The sequence below is a fragment of the Klebsiella sp. BIGb0138 genome (genome assembly GCF_004342285.1).
Taxonomy (GTDB): Bacteria; Pseudomonadota; Gammaproteobacteria; order Enterobacterales; family Enterobacteriaceae; genus Klebsiella.
The window spans coordinates 183952-203497 of the sequence record NZ_SMCV01000006.1 but is presented as its reverse complement, the minus strand read 5'-3'; the positions used below and the strand labels follow the sequence as shown (position 1 = coordinate 203497).

The following is a 19546-nucleotide window of genomic DNA, read 5'->3' as shown; positions in this document are numbered from 1 at the left end:
TAGTCAACCGCAGTGAATGAACCTGAAAAAAATGATGTCGGGGCAGTTGAAACCAAAGGTTTCGCCCTTATTACAGGTTTACAACCACATGTTGATCGAATTTTTAGTGGAGACGTTTAGATGGGTAAAATTATTGGTATCGACCTGGGTACTACCAACTCTTGTGTAGCGATTATGGATGGCACTACTGCACGTGTGCTGGAGAACGCCGAAGGCGATCGCACCACGCCTTCTATCATTGCTTATACCCAGGATGGTGAAACTCTGGTTGGTCAGCCGGCTAAACGTCAGGCAGTGACAAACCCGCAAAATACTCTGTTTGCGATTAAACGCCTGATTGGTCGCCGCTTCCAGGACGAAGAAGTTCAGCGTGACGTATCCATCATGCCGTACAAAATCATCGGCGCCGACAACGGCGACGCATGGCTTGATGTGAAAGGTCAGAAAATGGCACCGCCGCAGATCTCTGCCGAAGTGCTGAAGAAAATGAAGAAAACGGCAGAAGATTACCTGGGTGAACCGGTAACTGAAGCGGTTATCACCGTACCGGCCTACTTTAACGATGCTCAGCGTCAGGCAACTAAAGACGCCGGCCGTATCGCAGGTCTGGAAGTCAAACGTATCATCAACGAACCGACCGCCGCTGCGCTGGCTTACGGTCTGGATAAAGAAGTCGGCAACCGTACTATCGCGGTTTACGACCTTGGTGGTGGTACCTTCGATATCTCTATTATCGAAATCGACGAAGTTGACGGCGAAAAAACCTTCGAAGTTCTGGCAACCAACGGTGATACCCACCTGGGTGGTGAAGACTTCGATAGCCGCATGATCAACTACCTCGTTGACGAGTTTAAGAAAGATCAGGGCATTGACCTGCGTAACGATCCGCTGGCCATGCAGCGTCTGAAAGAAGCGGCTGAAAAAGCGAAAATTGAGCTTTCTTCCGCTCAGCAGACCGACGTGAACCTGCCGTACATCACTGCAGACGCCACCGGTCCGAAACACATGAACATCAAAGTGACGCGTGCGAAACTGGAGAGCCTGGTTGAAGATCTGGTTAACCGCTCCATCGAGCCGCTGAAAGTTGCTCTGCAGGATGCTGGCCTGTCCGTGTCCGATATCCAGGACGTTATCCTGGTCGGTGGTCAGACTCGTATGCCGATGGTGCAGAAGAAAGTGGCTGAGTTCTTCGGTAAAGAGCCGCGTAAAGACGTTAACCCGGATGAAGCGGTCGCTATCGGCGCTGCGGTTCAGGGCGGCGTACTGACCGGTGAAGTGAAAGACGTTCTGCTGCTGGACGTTACCCCGCTGTCGCTGGGTATCGAAACCATGGGCGGCGTCATGACTGCGCTGATCAACAAAAATACCACCATCCCGACCAAGCACAGCCAGGTGTTCTCTACTGCAGAAGACAACCAGTCTGCGGTAACCATCCATGTGATTCAGGGTGAGCGTAAACGCGCCTCCGATAACAAATCACTGGGTCAGTTCAACCTGGATGGGATTAACCCGGCACCGCGCGGCATGCCGCAGATCGAAGTCACCTTCGACATCGATGCTGATGGGATCCTGCACGTGTCGGCGAAGGACAAAAACAGCGGTAAAGAGCAGAAAATTACCATTAAAGCGTCTTCTGGCCTGAACGAAGAAGAGATTGCCAAAATGGTTCGCGATGCGGAAGCGAATGCTGAATCTGACCGTAAGTTCGAAGAGCTGGTTCAGACCCGCAACCAGGGTGACCATCTGCTGCACAGCACCCGTAAGCAGGTTGAAGAAGCAGGCGACAAACTGCCGGCTGACGACAAAACGGCGATCGAGTCTGCGCTGACCGCGCTGGAAACCTCGCTGAAAGGTGAAGATAAAGCCGATATTGAAGCGAAAATGCAGGCGCTGGCGCAGGCTTCGCAGAAGCTGATGGAAATTGCTCAGCAGCAGCACGCTCAGCAGCAGGCTGGCGGCGCTGAAGCTTCCGAAGGCAATGCGAAGGACGACGATGTCGTTGACGCAGAGTTCGAAGAAGTGAAAGACAAAAAATAATCGCCCTTTGAACGGGTAAAACACTGGCACGGGCGAAGAGGTTTCCTCTCCGCCCGTGCACGCATGTTAAGGGGCTGAAAAACACCAATGGCAAAGCAAGATTATTACGAGATTTTGGGCGTTTCCAAAACAGCGGATGAGCGTGAAATCAAAAAGGCCTACAAGCGCCTGGCCATGAAATATCACCCGGACCGTAACCAGGGCGATAAAGAAGCCGAAGCCAGATTTAAAGAAATTAAAGAAGCGTATGAAGTCCTGACTGATGACCAGAAGCGTGCGGCCTACGATCAGTACGGCCATGCGGCCTTTGAACAAGGCGGCATGGGCGGCGGCGGCGGTTTTGGCGGCGGCGCAGATTTCAGCGATATCTTTGGCGATGTTTTCGGCGATATCTTCGGCGGCGGTCGCGGCCGTCAACGCGCAGCGCGTGGCGCTGACCTGCGTTACAACATGGAACTGACGCTGGAAGAAGCCGTTCGCGGCGTGACGAAAGAGATTCGTATTCCGACGCTGGAAGAGTGTGATGTCTGTCACGGCAGCGGCGCGAAAGCCGGCAGCAAGCCGCAAACCTGTCCAACCTGTCACGGCGCCGGTCAGGTACAGATGCGCCAGGGCTTCTTTGCCGTTCAGCAAACCTGTCCTCATTGCCAGGGACGCGGGACGCTGATTAAAGATCCGTGCAACAAATGCCACGGCCACGGTCGGGTTGAGAAAACCAAAACCCTGTCGGTTAAAATCCCGGCGGGCGTCGATACCGGCGATCGTATTCGTCTCTCAGGCGAAGGTGAAGCGGGTGAGCACGGCGCTCCGGCGGGCGACCTGTACGTTCAGGTCCAGGTTAAGCAGCACGCCATTTTTGAGCGTGAGGGCAATAACCTGTACTGCGAAGTGCCGATTAACTTCACCATGGCCGCACTCGGCGGTGAGATTGAAGTTCCGACGCTGGATGGCCGCGTGAACCTGAAAGTACCAGGCGAAACGCAGACCGGCAAGCTGTTCCGCATGCGTGGTAAAGGCGTGAAGTCGGTGCGCGGCGGTGCGCAGGGCGATCTGCTGTGTCGCGTGGTGGTTGAAACGCCGGTCGGGCTGAATGACAAACAGAAACAGCTGCTCAAGGATCTGCAGGAAAGTTTTGGCGGCCCGACGGGGGAGAAAAACAGCCCGCGCTCCAAAAGTTTCTTTGACGGCGTGAAGAAGTTCTTCGACGATTTGACCCGCTAATCCACAGCGAGTTTAAAAAGCCACTTTATTGTTAAAGTGGCTTTTTTGTTTATAGCCCACTATCTGTTAATGATCTCTGTATCTCCCCGCCGGGGTGCTTGTTGCTAAGTCTGGTTTCATATCGTAAAAGCCGATCTATAACGCAATAATAAACTTATTTTTTCGAAGTGTTATGGCGACTAAAATAGTTTCATCGATGAATTAGCCTTATAGAGAGAGTAAACGTGAAACATCTGCAGCGTTTTTTTAGTAGCGATGCTTCAGGAGGGATTATCCTTATTTGCGCGGCTGCGCTGGCGATGCTATTGGCTAATACCGGCGCGACCAGCGCTCTGTACCACTCTTTTCTGCAAACGCCCGTTCAGCTGCGTGTGGGCGCGTTGGAAATCAATAAGAACATGCTGCTGTGGATTAACGATGCGCTGATGGCGGTCTTCTTTCTGTTGATTGGTCTGGAGGTGAAGCGTGAGATGATTCAGGGCGCGCTAGCCAGCCGTCGTCAGGCGGTTTTCCCGGTGGTCGCCGCCTTCGGCGGGATGGTGGTTCCGGCGTTGATTTACCTGGCGTTTAACGCTCAGGATCCGATTACCCGGGAAGGGTGGGCGATTCCGGCGGCGACCGATATCGCCTTTGCACTGGGCGTTCTGGCCCTGTTGGGGAGCCGCGTGCCCACCGCGCTGAAAATTTTCCTGATGGCGTTGGCCATTATTGATGACCTGGGGGCGATCGTCATTATTGCCCTGTTCTATACCCACGATCTGTCGATGCTGTCGCTGGCCGTTGCGGCAGGGGCGATCGTCGTGCTGGCGGCGCTGAATCTGTGCGGCGTCCGGCGGAGCGGTATTTACCTCCTGGTGGGGGCCGTGCTGTGGACCGCGGTGTTGAAATCCGGCGTTCACGCGACTTTAGCCGGGGTCATCGTTGGCTTCATGATCCCGCTGAAGGAACGCGCCGGTAAATCTCCGGCCAGGCAGCTTGAGCATGTCCTGCATCCGTGGGTGGCTTATCTGATTTTACCGCTTTTCGCCTTCGCCAACGCCGGCGTGTCGCTGCAAGGCGTGACGCTTGAAGGGCTGACGTCGCTGCTACCGCTGGGCATCATTGCCGGGCTGTTTATTGGTAAGCCGCTAGGTATCAGTCTGTTCTGCTGGCTGGCGCTGAAGCTCAGGTGGGCTTCACTGCCGGAGGGCACTACCTGCCAGCAGATTATGGCCGTCGGCATTCTGTGCGGAATTGGCTTCACCATGTCGATTTTTATCGCCAGTCTGGCCTTCGGTAGCGTGGACCCCGGATTAATCAACTGGGCGAAGCTGGGGATCCTGATAGGTTCTGTCCTGTCGGCGGTTACCGGTTATATGATTCTTCGTAGGCGGATAGCAGGTCCCGCCGCCGTTTAACCTTCACGGGAGAGCCTACAGAGGCTCTCCCTGGCATTATCAGGGAGAGAAATATGTCGCATATTAATTACAACCATTTGTACTACTTCTGGCACGTTTATAAGGAAGGCTCCGTTGTTGGCGCTGCGGAGGCATTGTTCCTGACCCCGCAGACCATCACCGGGCAAATCAAAGCGCTTGAAGAGCGCCTGCAGGGGAAGCTGTTTAAGCGTAAGGGCAGGGGGCTGGAGCCGAGCGAGCTGGGGGAGCTGGTATTTCGCTACGCTGACCGTATGTTCACGCTGAGCCAGGAGATGCTCGATATTGTGAACTACCGCAAAGAGTCCAACCTGCTGTTTGACGTTGGCGTCGCCGATGCGCTGTCGAAACGGCTGGTGAGCGGGGTGCTGGATGCGGCGGTGGTCGATAATGAACAGATTCACCTGCGCTGTTTTGAGTCGACCCACGAAATGCTGCTGGAGCAGCTCAGCCAGCACAAGCTGGATATGATTATCTCTGACTGCCCGATTGACTCCACGCAGCAGGAAGGGCTGTTTTCGGTGCGTATCGGGGAGTGCAGCGTGAGTTTCTGGTGTATGAATCCGCCGCCGGAAAAACCGTTTCCCGCTTGTCTGGAGGAGCGCCGTTTACTGATCCCCGGGCGCCGTTCGATGCTGGGGCGCAAGTTACTCAACTGGTTCAATTCGCAGGGACTGAAGGTCGAAATTCTCGGTGAGTTTGACGATGCGGCTCTGATGAAGGCATTCGGCGCGGCGCACAATGCGATTTTTGTCGCCCCAACGCTTTACGCCCATGATTTCTATCATGATGAGTCAATTATTGAGATTGGGCGGATGGATAATGTGATGGAGGAGTACCACGCCATCTTTGCTGAAAGGATGATTCAGCATCCGGCGGTGCAGCGTATCTGCAATCGCGACTATTCAGCGCTCTTTACCTCGCCCGTATCGTAACGACACCTTGCGCCTGCGGCGCTTCTGGCGTAAATGACAGGCATAAAAAAACCCGCTTTCGCGGGTTTTTCTACAAAGCGATAACAAGCAGGCGATTAAGCCAGTTTGTTGATCTGAGCGGTCAGGTTTGCTTTATGACGCGCAGCTTTGTTTTTGTGGATCAGACCTTTAGCAGCCTGACGGTCCACGATCGGTTGCATTTCGTTAAATGCTTTCAGTGCAGTAGCTTTGTCGCCAGCTTCGATAGCTGCGTATACTTTCTTGATGAAAGTACGCATCATAGAGCGACGGCTAGCGTTGTGCTTGCGGGCCTTTTCAGACTGAACGGCGCGCTTCTTAGCTGATTTGATATTAGCCAAGGTCCAACTCCCAAATGTGTTCTATATGGACAATTCAAAGGCCGAGGAATATGCCCGTTTAGCCTTCTTTTGTCAATGGATTTGTGCAAATAAGCGCCGCTTAAAACAACAACGCTTTATTACGTAGTGATGGCGCAAGATTCTACCAGCTTGTTGCAGGCGAATACAGCCTTTCCACCATAAAAATCGAAGGGGGCGGGGAGTTTTTCACGTATTCCCGCGCTGAGTGGATGAATTCCCGGGATCTTTCGCTGAAGAGGTGCAATCGCTGGTTAACGTCGTCAGTTGTACAAGGTATACTCGGACGATTTTCACTGTTTTGAGCCAGACATGAAGCTGATACGCGGCATACATAATCTCAGTCAGGCGCCGCACGGGTGCGTGCTGACCATTGGAAATTTTGACGGTGTGCATCGCGGGCATCAGGCGCTGCTGCAGCGTTTGCGCGCAGAAGGCCGCCAGCGTGGTCTACCGGTGGTGGTGATGATTTTCGAACCACAGCCGCTGGAGCTGTTTGCCGCCGATAAGGCGCCAGCACGTTTGACGCGTCTGCGGGAAAAGCTGGGCTATCTGGCTGAAAGCGGCGTCGACTATGTGCTGTGCGTGCGTTTTGACCGACGCTTCGCCGCCTTGACCGCGCAGGACTTTATCAGCGAACTGCTGGTGCGCCGGTTAGGCGTGCAGTTCCTCGCCGTCGGCGATGATTTCCGCTTTGGCGCTGGTCGCCAGGGGGATTTCTTGTTATTACAGAAAGCGGGTGCGGAATACGGTTTTGACGTCACCAGTACCCAAACCTTCTGTGAAGGCGGCGTGCGTATCAGCAGCACGGCGGTGCGCCAGGCGCTGGCGGACGACGACCTTGCGCTGGCGGAAACTCTGCTGGGTCATCCCTTTGCCATTTCCGGGCGGGTGGTCCACGGCGATGAGCTGGGGCGCACCATCGGTTTCCCGACGGCGAACTTACCGCTACGTCGTCAGGTTTCCCCGGTGAAAGGGGTCTATGCGGTTGAAGTGCGCGGACTGGGCGACACACCGTTAGTGGGCGTCGCCAATATTGGCACCCGCCCAACGGTCGCTGGCGTGCGGCAACAGCTGGAAGTGCATCTGCTGGACGTTGTAATGGACCTCTATGGTCGCCATATAGATGTAATACTGCGTAAAAAAATACGTAACGAACAGCGATTTGCGTCGCTCGATGAGCTGAAGGCGCAAATTGCACGAGATGAGTTAACGGCCCGCGAGTTCTTTGGGCTGACCAGCCAGGCATAAGCCTGTTGGTGTTAATCAAACCGAAATACGGAACCGAGAATCTGATGAGTGACTATAAATCGACCCTGAATTTGCCGGAAACAGGGTTCCCGATGCGTGGCGACCTCGCCAAACGCGAACCGGGAATGCTGGCGCGTTGGACCGATGATGACCTGTACGGCATCATCCGTGCAGCGAAAAAAGGCAAAAAAACCTTCATTCTGCATGATGGCCCTCCTTATGCGAATGGCAGCATTCATATTGGTCACTCGGTTAACAAGATTCTGAAAGACATTATCGTTAAGTCCAAAGGGCTGGCGGGCTATGATTCGCCTTACGTGCCGGGTTGGGACTGCCACGGTCTGCCGATCGAGCTGAAAGTGGAGCAGGAGTACGGCAAACCGGGGGAAAAATTCACCGCGGCGGAATTCCGCGCCAAATGCCGTGAATACGCGGCGACGCAGGTCGACGGGCAGCGTAAAGACTTTATCCGCCTCGGCGTGCTGGGCGACTGGTCGCATCCGTACCTGACCATGGACTTCAAAACCGAAGCCAATATCATCCGCGCGCTGGGTAAAATCATCGGCAACGGCCACCTGCATAAGGGGGCGAAGCCGGTGCACTGGTGCGTGGACTGCCGTTCCGCGCTGGCGGAAGCGGAAGTTGAGTACTACGACAAAACCTCGCCTTCTATCGATGTGGCGTTCCACGCGGTCGATAAAGCGGCGGTAGAAGCGAAATTCGGCGTTGCCGATGTCAGCGGCCCGATCTCGCTGGTTATCTGGACCACCACGCCGTGGACGCTGCCGGCCAACCGCGCCATTTCGCTGTCTGCGGAATTTGACTACGCGCTGGTGCAGGTTGACGGCCAGGCGCTGATTGTGGCGAAAGACCTGGTTGAAAGCGTCATGAAACGCGTGGGTATCGCGGATTACACCATCCTGGCGGTGGTGCAAGGTGCCGCGCTGGAGCTGATGCGCTTTAAGCATCCGTTCCTCGACTTTGACGTTCCGGCGATCCTTGGCGATCACGTTACGCTGGATGCGGGTACCGGCGCGGTCCATACCGCCGGCGGCCACGGTCCGGATGACTACACCATCAGCCAGAAATATGCGCTGGAAATTGCTAACCCGGTGGGGCCGGACGGCTCCTATCTGCCAGGAACTTATCCGGCGCTGGACGGCATCAACGTCTTTAAAGCCAACGACATTATCGTTGAGATGCTGCGTGGCAGCGGCGCGCTGCTGCACGTGGAAAAAATGCAGCACAGCTATCCGTGCTGCTGGCGCCACAAGTCGCCGATCATCTTCCGCGCCACCCCGCAGTGGTTCGTGAGTATGGATCAGCAGGGCCTGCGTGCGCAGTCGCTGAAAGAGATCAAAGGCGTGCAGTGGATCCCGGACTGGGGTCAGGCGCGTATCGAGTCGATGGTGGCCAACCGTCCGGACTGGTGTATCTCCCGTCAGCGTACCTGGGGCGTGCCGATGTCGCTGTTCGTACACAAAGAGACGCAGGAACTGCATCCGCGCACGCTGGAGCTGATGGAAGAAGTCGCTAAACGCGTCGAAGTCGACGGGATTCAGGCATGGTGGGATCTGGACGCAAGCGAAATTCTTGGCGCCGATGCCGATAGCTACGAGAAGGTGCCGGATACCCTGGACGTATGGTTCGACTCCGGGTCTACCCACTCTTCCGTGGTCGACGTGCGTCCGGAATTCTCGGGTCACGCTGCCGATATGTATCTGGAAGGTTCCGACCAGCACCGCGGCTGGTTCATGTCCTCGCTGATGATCTCCACGGCGATGAAGGGCAAAGCGCCGTACCGCCAGGTACTGACCCACGGCTTTACCGTTGATGGTCAGGGACGCAAGATGTCCAAATCCATCGGCAACACCGTCTCCCCGCAGGATGTGATGAACAAACTGGGCGCGGATATTCTGCGTCTGTGGGTGGCCTCTACCGACTATACCGGCGAAATGGCGGTCTCAGACGAGATCCTCAAACGTGCCGCCGACAGCTATCGTCGTATCCGTAACACCGCGCGCTTCCTGCTGGCGAACCTCAACGGTTTCGATCCGCTGACAGACATGGTGAAACCGGAAGAGATGGTGGTGCTCGATCGCTGGGCGGTAGGCTGCGCGAAAGCGGCGCAGGAAGATATCCTGAAAGCCTACGAATCCTACGATTTCCACGAAGTGGTGCAGCGTCTGATGCGTTTCTGCTCCATCGAAATGGGCTCGTTCTATCTCGACATCATCAAAGACCGCCAGTACACCGCGAAAGCGGACAGCGTGGCGCGTCGTAGCTGTCAGACCGCGCTGTTCCATATCGTCGAAGCGCTGGTTCGCTGGATGGCGCCGATCATGTCCTTCACCGCAGACGAAATCTGGGGCTACCTGCCGGGTTCCCGTGAGAAATACGTCTTTACCGGCGAGTGGTATGAAGGTCTGTTCGGCCTGGCCGACGACGAAGCGATGAACGACGACTTCTGGGACGATCTGCTGCAGGTGCGCGGTGAAGTCAACAAGGTCATCGAGCAGGCGCGTGCTGACAAGCTGGTGGGCGGCTCTCTGGAAGCGGCGGTGACGCTGTATGCCGATGCCGATCTGGCGGCGAAGCTGAACGCGCTGGGGAGCGAATTGCGATTTGTCCTGTTGACCTCCGGGGCGACGGTTGCCGATGATAGCCAGGCTCCGGCTGATGCCTGGCAGAGTGAACTGCTGAAAGGTCTGAAAGTCGTGCTGAGCAAAGCCGAAGGTGAGAAATGCCCACGCTGCTGGCACTACACCAGCGATGTCGGCAAGGTGGCGGAACACGCGGAAATCTGCGGTCGCTGTGTCAGCAACGTCGCCGGCGACGGCGAACAACGTAAGTTTGCCTGATGAGTAAATCTGTCTGTTCAACGGGGCTACGCTGGCTTTGGGTCGTCGTAGCGGTTCTGATTATCGATCTGGGCAGCAAATTCCTGATCATCCAGAACTTCGCTCTGGGGGATACGGTATCGCTGTTCCCGTCGCTTAATCTGCATTATGCGCGCAACTACGGCGCCGCTTTTAGCTTCCTCGCGGATAGCGGCGGCTGGCAGCGCTGGTTCTTTGCGGGAATCGCCATCGGTATCTGCGTGATTCTGGCGGTCTTGATGTACCGTTCGAAGGCCACGCAAAAGCTGAACAACATTGCCTACGCGCTGATCATTGGCGGCGCGTTGGGCAATTTGTTCGACCGGCTATGGCACGGTTTTGTCGTCGATATGATTGATTTCTACGTCGGCGACTGGCATTTCGCCACCTTCAACCTTGCCGATACCGCGATTTGCATCGGCGCGGCGCTGATTGTGCTGGAAGGCTTTTTACCTGGCGCGGCCAGAAAAACCGCCTGATCCTTGCCGGGCGACGTTCGCGTTGACCCGGCCTACATGATAAATTTGCCCTGCCGGCGCCTTTTAGCGGGCATCGGTGGGGTAACATACAGATTAAAACTTAGAGCAAACCTGCATGTCTAACTCTGTACAGAGCAACAGCGCGGTGCTGGTGCACTTCACGTTGAAACTTGATGATGGCTCCACCGCGGAGTCTACGCGCAACAACGGTAAGCCGGCCCTGTTTCGTCTTGGCGATGCATCGCTTTCCGAAGGCCTGGAGCAGCATCTGCTGGGGCTGAAAGCCGGGGATAAAACCACCTTTTCGCTGGAGCCTGATGCCGCGTTTGGCGTGCCAAGCCCGGATCTTATCCAGTATTTCTCCCGTCGCGAATTTATCGATGCGGGCGAGCCGGAAATCGGCGCGATTATGCTCTTTACCGCAATGGATGGCAGCGAAATGCCTGGCGTGATTCGTGAAGTGAACGGCGATTCGATCACCGTTGATTTCAACCACCCGCTTGCCGGGCGCACCGTCCATTTTGATATTGAAGTGCTGGAAGTCGATCCGGCGCTGGAGGAGTGAAATGCAGATCCTGTTGGCTAACCCGCGCGGCTTTTGCGCCGGCGTTGACCGCGCTATCAGCATTGTCGAAAACGCGCTGACGCTTTACGGCGCGCCGATTTATGTGCGTCATGAAGTGGTGCATAACCGCTATGTGGTCGATAGCCTGCGTAAACGCGGCGCCATTTTTATCGAACAGATTAGCGAAGTGCCGGACGGCGCGATCCTGATTTTCTCCGCGCACGGCGTTTCGCAGGCGGTACGTAACGAAGCGAAAAGCCGCGATCTGACGGTCTTTGACGCCACCTGTCCGCTGGTGACCAAGGTGCACATGGAAGTCGCCCGCGCCAGCCGCCGTGGCGAAGAGTCGATTCTGATCGGTCATGCCGGCCACCCGGAAGTCGAAGGGACGATGGGCCAGTACAGCAACCCGGCAGGGGGGATGTACCTGGTTGAATCGCCTGATGACGTCTGGACGCTGGAAGTGAAAGACGATGCCCGGCTGTCGTTTATGACCCAGACCACGCTCTCCGTCGACGATACCTCTGACGTGATCGATGCGCTGCGTGAGCGTTTCCCGAAAATTGTCGGCCCGCGTAAAGATGATATCTGTTATGCCACCACCAACCGTCAGGAAGCGGTGCGCGCGCTAGCGGAACAGGCCGATGTGGTGCTGGTGGTGGGGTCGAAAAACTCGTCCAACTCTAACCGGCTGGCGGAGCTGGCGCAGCGGATGGGCAAAGCGGCCTATCTGATTGACGATGCGACCGATATCCAGGAGACGTGGGTCAAAGAGGCGCAATGCGTGGGCGTAACCGCCGGCGCCTCGGCCCCGGATATCCTGGTGCAGAACGTGATTGCGCGTCTGCAGGCGCTCGGCGGCGGAGAAGCCGTGCCGCTGGAAGGCCGCGAAGAGAATATCGTTTTCGAGGTACCGAAAGAGCTGCGGGTTGATGTCCGTGAAGTAGAGTAAGTTCTTTCCTGCCCTGATGTGCGAAGATGCCAGACTTAACGTCTGGCATTTTTTTTGGAGAAACTATGCGCTTACCGATCATTCTTGATACCGATCCCGGCATTGACGATGCGGCGGCGATCGCCGCGGCGCTGTTCGCCCCTGAGCTGGATCTGCAATTGATGACCACGGTGGCGGGCAACGTGTCGGTGGAAAAAACCACCCGCAACGCGCTGCAACTGCTGCACTTCTGGCAGGCTAAGGTGCCGCTGGCTCAGGGGGCTTCAATGCCTCTGCTGCGCCCGCTGCGCGATGCGGCCTCCGTCCACGGCGAATCCGGGATGGCGGGGTATGATTTCGTCGAACACGACGGCCAGCCGCTGCAGAAACCGGCCTTTCAGGCTATTCGCGATACGCTGATGCATGCGCCGGAGCCGATCACCCTGGTGGCGATTGGTCCGTTGACCAACATCGCGCTGCTGCTGACGCAGTACCCGGAGTGCCGCTTTAACATACGCCGGCTGGTGATCATGGGCGGTTCTGCCGGCCGCGGTAACTTTACGCCAAATGCGGAGTTTAATATTGCCATCGATCCGGAAGCGGCGGCGAAGGTCTTCCGGAGCGGCCTGGAGATTGTGATGTGCGGCCTCGACGTCACTCATCAGGCGGTGCTGGCACCAGAGTATCTGGCCACGCTTCCGACGTTGAACAACACCGGGAAAATGCTGCACGCCCTGTTCAGCCACTATCGTAGCGGCAGCATGAGCAGCGGGCTGCGGATGCACGATCTGTGCGCCATTGCGTGGCTGGTGCGCCCTGAGCTATTTACCCTCAAGCCGTGCTTTGTGGCGGTGGAAACGCAAGGCCGCTGGACGTCCGGCACCACCGTCGTCGATATCGAAGGGCGGCTGGGGCAACCGGCGAATGCCCGGGTGGCGCTGGATCTGGACGTCGCCGGTTTTCAGCGCTGGGTGGCGGAAGTGCTGGCCCTGGCGCCATAACCGCGATCGGCGGTGATAAATTTTCTCGCTCAGGTAATCGCTCATGGCCCGCATTCTGGCGGGCGAGCAGTCCGGCTGGCAGGCGCAAGATCTGCGCGACATCTCTCATTTGAGGGGGCTGCGTAAGGTAGAGAGAGACAACTGTGACCGGCACCGGCGATCCTGCGGCTTTCGCCGGGGATAAGCCCGGCCCGGTACCCGCGAGAAAGACCTGACTTTGATGCCAGCTTATAGTTTTTACTGATATCGAGCGCCGTTTGTCATAAATTTCTAATTATCGGCGTTTTTGAGTAGCGGCTCATCGATGGGCTGGTTACTCTGAAAACAATTCACGTGAAGTTAACAAAAGAGAATAGCTATGCATGATGCACAAATCCGCGTGGCCATCGCGGGCGCGGGCGGCCGGATGGGACGCCAGTTAATTCAGGCGGTACAGCAGATGGAAGGCGTGGCGCTGGGCGCCGCGCTGGAGCGCGAAGGTTCCTCCCTGCTCGGCAGCGACGCCGGGGAACTGGCCGGCGCCGGTAATGTCGGCGTGGCGGTGCAAAGCAGCCTGACAGCAGTGAAAGATGATTTTGACGTGCTGATCGATTTTACCCGTCCGGAAGGCACGCTGAACCACCTTGCGTTCTGTCGCGAACACGGTAAAGGCATGGTGATTGGCACTACCGGCTTTGATGAGGCGGGAAAACAGGCCATTCGCGATGCAGCGCAGGATATTGCCATCGTTTTTGCCGCCAATTTCAGCGTCGGCGTCAACGTCCTGTTAAAGCTGCTGGAAAAAGCGGCGAAGGTGATGGGCGACTACACTGATATTGAAATTATCGAAGCGCACCATCGTCATAAAGTCGACGCCCCGTCGGGCACTGCGCTGGCGATGGGTGAAGCGATCGCCGGCGCACTGAACAAAGATCTGAAGGATTGCGCGGTATATAGCCGGGAAGGGCATACCGGCGAACGCGTACCGGGGACCATTGGTTTTGCTACCGTGCGCGCCGGAGATATCGTCGGCGAACATACGGCGATGTTTGCTGATATCGGCGAGCGTATTGAGATCAGCCACAAAGCCTCCAGCCGGATGACTTTTGCCAATGGTGCGGTTCGTTCTGCATTATGGTTAAAGAACAAGAAATCGGGGCTCTTTGATATGCGTGATGTCCTTGAACTCAACAGTTTATAAGTTTTATTACCCATCGTGATGTGGTTATTGCATTCAATATGTAATTGATTGCAAAGGGCAATGTCTTATTGCCCTTTTTATTTTTTGCCATTTAACTCCTGTTTTTATCTTAGTTCTCTATAAGTTTGCCTTATCTCTTCTTTTTTTGTGGTGTTATTGTAAATTTTGACCATCTGGTCTACTTTTTTGCTTCCATGCCCTTCATTTTGCAATCTTCCTGGTCCGCAAGCGTTTTCTCAGGCTAGTTTGTTGATCTTTTTACCTGCTAAAGCAGTGTGAAAGGGCCAGTGACGCAAAAGAAGATAAAAAATATCGGCTTTAAGTTGACTTTTAGCCGACATCTCTCCAGAATGCCGCCGTTTGCCAGAAATCCATAGGTAAGCAAATTTGCATTGATTCATGCTACACGTATGCATTAATATGCAAATAAAGTGAGTGAATATTCTCTGGAGGGTGTTTTGATTAAGTCAGCGCTATTGGTTCTGGAAGACGGAACCCAGTTTCACGGTCGGGCCATCGGGGCAACGGGCACGGCGGTTGGGGAAGTCGTTTTCAATACTTCAATGACCGGTTATCAAGAAATCCTCACTGATCCTTCCTATTCCCGCCAAATCGTCACTCTTACTTATCCTCATATCGGTAATGTCGGCACCAACGCCGCCGATGAAGAATCTTCTCAGGTACATGCTCAGGGTCTGGTTATTCGCGATCTGCCGCTGATTGCCAGCAACTTCCGCAATACCGAAGACCTCTCTTCCTACCTGAAGCGCCATAACATCGTGGCGATTGCCGATATCGATACCCGTAAGCTGACCCGTTTGCTGCGTGAAAAAGGCGCCCAGAACGGCTGCATCATCGTGGGTGACAACCTGGATGCGCAGCTGGCGCTGGAAAAAGCCAAAGCGTTCCCGGGCCTGAATGGCATGGACCTGGCGAAAGAAGTCACCACTTCAGAGACCTACAGCTGGACGCAAGGCAGCTGGACGCTGGCGGGCGACCTGCCAGAAGCGAAAGCGGAAAGCGAGCTGCCGTTCCACGTCGTGGCCTACGATTTCGGCGCCAAGCGCAACATTCTGCGTATGCTGGTGGACCGCGGCTGTCGTCTGACGGTCGTACCGGCGCAAACCTCCGCCGAAGAGGTGCTGAAGATGAACCCGGACGGGATCTTCCTGTCCAACGGACCTGGCGACCCGGCACCATGCGACTACGCGATTGCGGCAATTGAGAAATTCCTCGCCACCGATATTCCGGTGTTTGGCATCTGCCTCGGCCACCAGCTGCTGGCGCTGGCGAGCGGAGCGAAGACCGTTAAGATGAAGTTCGGCCACCACGGCGGTAACCACCCGGTTAAAGACATCGATAATAATGTGGTCATGATTACCGCGCAGAACCACGGTTTTGCCGTCGACGAAGCGTCGATGCCGGCTAACCTGCGGGTGACCCACAAGTCGCTGTTCGACGGTACGCTGCAGGGGATCCACCGTACCGACAAACCGGCGTTCAGCTTCCAGGGGCACCCGGAAGCGAGCCCTGGTCCGCACGATGCCGCGCCGTTGTTCGACCATTTCATTGAGTTAATTGAGCAGTACCGCCAGTCCGCGAAATAATCAGGAGAAAAAAGCCATGCCAAAACGTACAGATATAAAAAGCATCCTGATTCTTGGCGCTGGCCCGATCGTTATCGGCCAGGCTTGTGAATTTGACTACTCTGGCGCACAGGCCTGTAAGGCCCTGCGTGAAGAAGGTTACCGCGTCATTCTGGTGAACTCGAACCCGGCCACCATCATGACCGACCCGGAGATGGCCGATGCAACCTATATTGAGCCGATCCACTGGGAAGTGGTGCGTAAAATCATCGAAAAAGAGCGCCCGGATGCCGTTCTGCCGACCATGGGCGGCCAGACCGCGCTGAACTGCGCGCTAGAGCTGGAGCGTCAGGGGGTGCTGGCTGAATTCGGCGTCACCATGATCGGCGCCACCGCCGATGCGATTGATAAAGCGGAAGACCGCCGTCGCTTCGACGTGGCGATGAAGAAAATCGGTCTCGACACCGCGCGTTCCGGGATAGCGCACACCATGGAAGAAGCGCTGGCGGTTGCCGCTGACGTGGGCTACCCGTGCATCATCCGTCCGTCGTTCACCATGGGCGGCACCGGCGGCGGTATCGCTTATAACCGCGAAGAGTTCGAAGAAATTTGTACCCGCGGCCTGGATCTCTCTCCGACCAACGAGCTGCTGATTGATGAATCGCTGATCGGCTGGAAAGAGTATGAAATGGAAGTGGTGCGCGATAAGAACGACAACTGCATCATTGTTTGCTCCATCGAAAACTTCGATGCCATGGGCATCCACACCGGTGACTCGATTACCGTGGCGCCGGCGCAAACCCTGACCGATAAAGAATACCAGGTGATGCGTAACGCTTCGATGGCGGTGCTGCGCGAAATTGGCGTGGAAACCGGGGGGTCTAACGTTCAGTTCTCGGTAAACCCGAAAGACGGTCGCCTGATTGTTATCGAAATGAACCCGCGCGTATCACGCTCCTCGGCGCTGGCATCGAAAGCCACCGGCTTCCCGATTGCCAAAGTGGCGGCGAAACTGGCGGTGGGTTACACCCTGGATGAGCTGATGAACGACATCACCGGCGGTCGTACCCCGGCTTCGTTCGAACCGTCCATCGACTACGTCGTGACCAAGATTCCGCGCTTTAACTTTGAAAAATTCGTCGGCAGCAACGACCGTCTGACCACCCAGATGAAATCCGTTGGCGAAGTGATGGCAATTGGCCGCACTCAGCAGGAATCTCTGCAGAAAGCGCTGCGCGGTCTGGAAGTGGGCGCCACCGGCTTTGACCCGAAAGTTAGCCTGGACGATCCGGAAGCGCTGACCAAAATTCGTCGCGAACTGAAAGACGCCGGCGCCGAGCGTATCTGGTACATCGCCGACGCTTTCCGCGCGGGTCTCTCCGTAGATGGCGTTTTCAACCTGACCAACATTGACCGCTGGTTCCTGGTGCAAATTGAAGAGCTGGTCCGTCTGGAAGAGAAAGTGGCTGACCTCGGCATCACCGGTCTCACCCCTGACTTCCTGCGTCAGCTGAAGCGCAAAGGCTTTGCCGACGCGCGTCTGGCCAGGCTGGCGGGCGTTCGTGAAGGCGAAATCCGCAAGTTGCGTGACCAGTACAACCTGCACCCGGTCTACAAGCGCGTGGATACCTGCGCGGCGGAATTCGCTACCGATACCGCCTATATGTACTCCACCTATGAAGACGAGTGTGAAGCCAATCCGTCCGTCGACCGCGATAAGATTATGGTCCTCGGCGGCGGTCCGAACCGTATCGGCCAGGGTATCGAATTCGACTACTGCTGCGTACACGCTTCGCTGGCGCTGCGCGAAGATGGTTACGAGACCATTATGGTCAACTGTAACCCGGAAACCGTCTCTACCGACTACGACACCTCCGACCGTCTATACTTCGAGCCGGTCACCCTCGAAGACGTGCTGGAAATCGTGCGCATCGAGAAGCCGAAGGGCGTCATCGTCCAGTACGGCGGTCAGACCCCGCTGAAACTGGCGCGCGCGCTGGAAGCGGCCGGCGTACCGGTTATCGGCACCAGCCCGGATGCGATTGACCGCGCGGAAGACCGTGAACGTTTCCAGCAGGCGGTTGACCGTCTGAAGCTGAAACAGCCGGCGAACGCCACGGTCACCGCGATTGAGATGGCCGTTGAAAAGGCGAAAGAGATTGGCTACCCGCTGGTGGTTCGTCCATCCTACGTTCTCGGCGGCCGGGCGATGGAAATCGTCTACGATGAAGCCGATCTGCGTCGCTACTTCCAGACTGCGGTCAGCGTCTCTAACGATGCGCCGGTGCTGCTGGACCGCTTCCTTGACGATGCGGTAGAAGTCGACGTTGACGCGATCTGCGACGGCGAAATGGTGCTGATTGGCGGCATTATGGAGCACATCGAGCAGGCGGGCGTACACTCCGGCGACTCCGCGTGTTCTCTGCCCGCCTACACCCTGAGCCAGGAAATTCAGGATGTGATGCGCGAGCAGGTACAGAAGCTGGCCTTCGAACTGCAGGTCCGCGGCCTGATGAACGTTCAGTTCGCGGTGAAGAACAACGAAGTGTATCTGATTGAAGTGAACCCGCGTGCGGCGCGTACCGTCCCGTTCGTCTCGAAAGCCACCGGTATCCCGCTGGCTAAAGTCGCGGCGCGCGTGATGGCTGGCCAGACGCTGGCCCAGCAGGGCGTGACCAAAGAGATTATCCCGCCGTACTACTCGGTGAAAGAAGTGGTGCTGCCGTTCAATAAATTCCCGGGCGTGGACCCGCTGTTAGGGCCGGAAATGCGCTCTACCGGGGAAGTGATGGGCGTAGGTCGTACCTTCGCGGAAGCTTTCGCCAAGGCGCAGCTGGGCAGTAGCTCCACGATGAAAAAGCAGGGGCGCGCGCTGCTCTCAGTACGCGAAGGCGACAAAGAGCGCGTGGTGGACCTGGCGGCGAAGCTGCTGAAGTTCGGTTTCGAGCTGGATGCGACCCACGGCACTGCGATTGTGCTGGGTGAAGCCGGTATTAACCCGCGTCTGGTGAACAAGGTGCATGAAGGTCGTCCGCACATTCAGGACCGTATCAAGAATGGCGAGTACACCTACATCATCAACACCACCGAAGGTCGTCAGGCGATTGAGGACTCCAAGCTGATTCGTCGCAGCGCCCTGCAGTACAAAGTGCATTACGACACCACCCTGAACGGCGGTTTCGCGACGGCGATGGCGCTGAACGCCAACGCTATCGAGAAAGTGACCTCGGTCCAGGAAATGCACGCCCAGATTAAGAAGTAAGCCGCTTCGCTAACGGCGAGTAAGGCAACAAAAAGGCTGACGCGCGATCGTCAGCCTTTTTTTATTGTGGGCATCTTCGGAGAGTTCTGCTTTTAACTGACCGCCCGCTGGGGCTAACTAGAGTTAGCATCATAACGATATCAATTGACGGAAAGACAGGAGGATACAATGCGGAACAAAATTCTGATGGCATCCGCGCTGGCGGCGACGGCAATGTTATTTGTGGCGGGCTGTTCATCAAACCAGTCGCTGAAGACCACGGATGGTAAGACGATCGTGACGGATGGTAAACCGCAGGTGGATGACGATACCGGCATGGTGTCTTATAAAAATGCTGAAACCGGTCGTACCGAGCAGATCAATCGCGATCAGGTCAAGTCAATGGATGAGCTGGATAACTAAGGGTATCCATGGCCCCGCATGACAC

The 19546-nt window shown here is 56.2% G+C and carries 15 protein-coding genes and 1 pseudogene; 15 read left to right on the top strand and 1 reads right to left on the bottom strand.

Going from position 1 to position 19546, the window contains the following annotated elements; genetic code table 11:
- Nucleotides 1-120: 120 nt before the first annotated feature.
- The 4 genes from dnaK (at nt 121) to nhaR (ending at nt 5608) form a co-directional block, all read left to right on the top strand.
- The gene (gene dnaK / locus EDF73_RS15390; RefSeq protein ID WP_132729968.1) at nt 121-2037 is read left to right on the top strand and encodes a molecular chaperone DnaK; all 1917 of its coding nucleotides are present in this window, start codon (nt 121-123) and stop codon (nt 2035-2037) included.
- Between the two features lie 87 nt (nt 2038-2124).
- Entirely contained in the window at nt 2125-3258 is a 1134-nt protein-coding gene (gene dnaJ / locus EDF73_RS15385) for a molecular chaperone DnaJ (RefSeq protein WP_132729967.1), read from the top strand.
- 224 nt (nt 3259-3482) lie between these two features.
- Nucleotides 3483-4655 (top strand): Na+/H+ antiporter NhaA, encoded by a 1173-nt coding sequence (nhaA, locus tag EDF73_RS15380; protein ID WP_132729966.1) that lies wholly within the window; start codon nt 3483-3485, stop codon nt 4653-4655.
- Nucleotides 4656-4708: 53 nt separating this feature from the next.
- Nucleotides 4709-5608 carry a transcriptional activator NhaR gene (gene nhaR, locus EDF73_RS15375; RefSeq protein WP_132729965.1) on the top strand — a complete coding sequence of 300 codons (900 nt, stop codon included), beginning with the start codon at nt 4709-4711 and terminating at the stop codon, nt 5606-5608.
- A gap of 95 nt (nt 5609-5703) precedes the next feature.
- On the opposite strand, the gene rpsT is transcribed toward nhaR, so the two are convergent.
- Nucleotides 5704-5967, bottom strand: coding sequence for a 30S ribosomal protein S20 (gene rpsT / locus EDF73_RS15370; protein ID WP_003018940.1), 264 nt, complete (start codon nt 5965-5967; stop codon nt 5704-5706).
- 119 nt (nt 5968-6086) lie between these two features.
- On the opposite strand from rpsT, the pseudogene EDF73_RS27690 reads away from it, so the two are divergent.
- The 11 genes and pseudogenes from EDF73_RS27690 to EDF73_RS15315 form a co-directional block, all read left to right on the top strand.
- A pseudogene (locus EDF73_RS27690) lies at nt 6087-6290 on the top strand (DUF2575 domain-containing protein); the annotation flags it as partial.
- A 7-nt stretch (nt 6291-6297) separates the two neighbouring features.
- The gene (ribF, locus tag EDF73_RS15360) at nt 6298-7236 is read left to right on the top strand and encodes a bifunctional riboflavin kinase/FAD synthetase (RefSeq protein WP_132729964.1); all 939 of its coding nucleotides are present in this window, start codon (nt 6298-6300) and stop codon (nt 7234-7236) included.
- A 44-nt stretch (nt 7237-7280) separates the two neighbouring features.
- Nucleotides 7281-10097, top strand: a complete 2817-nt coding sequence (gene ileS, locus EDF73_RS15355) for an isoleucine--tRNA ligase (protein ID WP_132729963.1) — start codon at nt 7281-7283, stop codon at nt 10095-10097.
- Nucleotides 10097-10594, top strand: a complete 498-nt coding sequence (gene lspA, locus EDF73_RS15350; RefSeq protein WP_132729962.1) for a signal peptidase II — start codon at nt 10097-10099, stop codon at nt 10592-10594. The genes ileS and lspA overlap by 1 nt, the downstream gene beginning before the upstream one ends.
- A gap of 115 nt (nt 10595-10709) precedes the next feature.
- Nucleotides 10710-11159 (top strand): FKBP-type peptidyl-prolyl cis-trans isomerase, encoded by a 450-nt coding sequence (fkpB, locus tag EDF73_RS15345; RefSeq protein WP_132729961.1) that lies wholly within the window; start codon nt 10710-10712, stop codon nt 11157-11159.
- Nucleotide 11160: 1 nt separating this feature from the next.
- Nucleotides 11161-12111, top strand: coding sequence for a 4-hydroxy-3-methylbut-2-enyl diphosphate reductase (ispH, locus tag EDF73_RS15340; protein WP_132729960.1), 951 nt, complete (start codon nt 11161-11163; stop codon nt 12109-12111).
- Nucleotides 12112-12176: 65 nt separating this feature from the next.
- Complete coding sequence (rihC, locus tag EDF73_RS15335; protein WP_132729959.1) at nt 12177-13091, top strand: ribonucleoside hydrolase RihC; 915 nt, start codon at nt 12177-12179, stop codon at nt 13089-13091.
- 358 nt (nt 13092-13449) lie between these two features.
- The gene (dapB, locus tag EDF73_RS15330) at nt 13450-14271 is read left to right on the top strand and encodes a 4-hydroxy-tetrahydrodipicolinate reductase (RefSeq protein WP_132729958.1); all 822 of its coding nucleotides are present in this window, start codon (nt 13450-13452) and stop codon (nt 14269-14271) included.
- Between the two features lie 458 nt (nt 14272-14729).
- Complete coding sequence (gene carA, locus EDF73_RS15325; protein ID WP_132729957.1) at nt 14730-15878, top strand: glutamine-hydrolyzing carbamoyl-phosphate synthase small subunit; 1149 nt, start codon at nt 14730-14732, stop codon at nt 15876-15878.
- A 16-nt stretch (nt 15879-15894) separates the two neighbouring features.
- Nucleotides 15895-19119 (top strand): carbamoyl-phosphate synthase large subunit, encoded by a 3225-nt coding sequence (gene carB, locus EDF73_RS15320; RefSeq protein WP_132729956.1) that lies wholly within the window; start codon nt 15895-15897, stop codon nt 19117-19119.
- Nucleotides 19120-19287: 168 nt separating this feature from the next.
- Complete coding sequence (locus tag EDF73_RS15315) at nt 19288-19521, top strand: YgdI/YgdR family lipoprotein (protein WP_004857757.1); 234 nt, start codon at nt 19288-19290, stop codon at nt 19519-19521.
- Nucleotides 19522-19546: the final 25 nt, after the last annotated feature.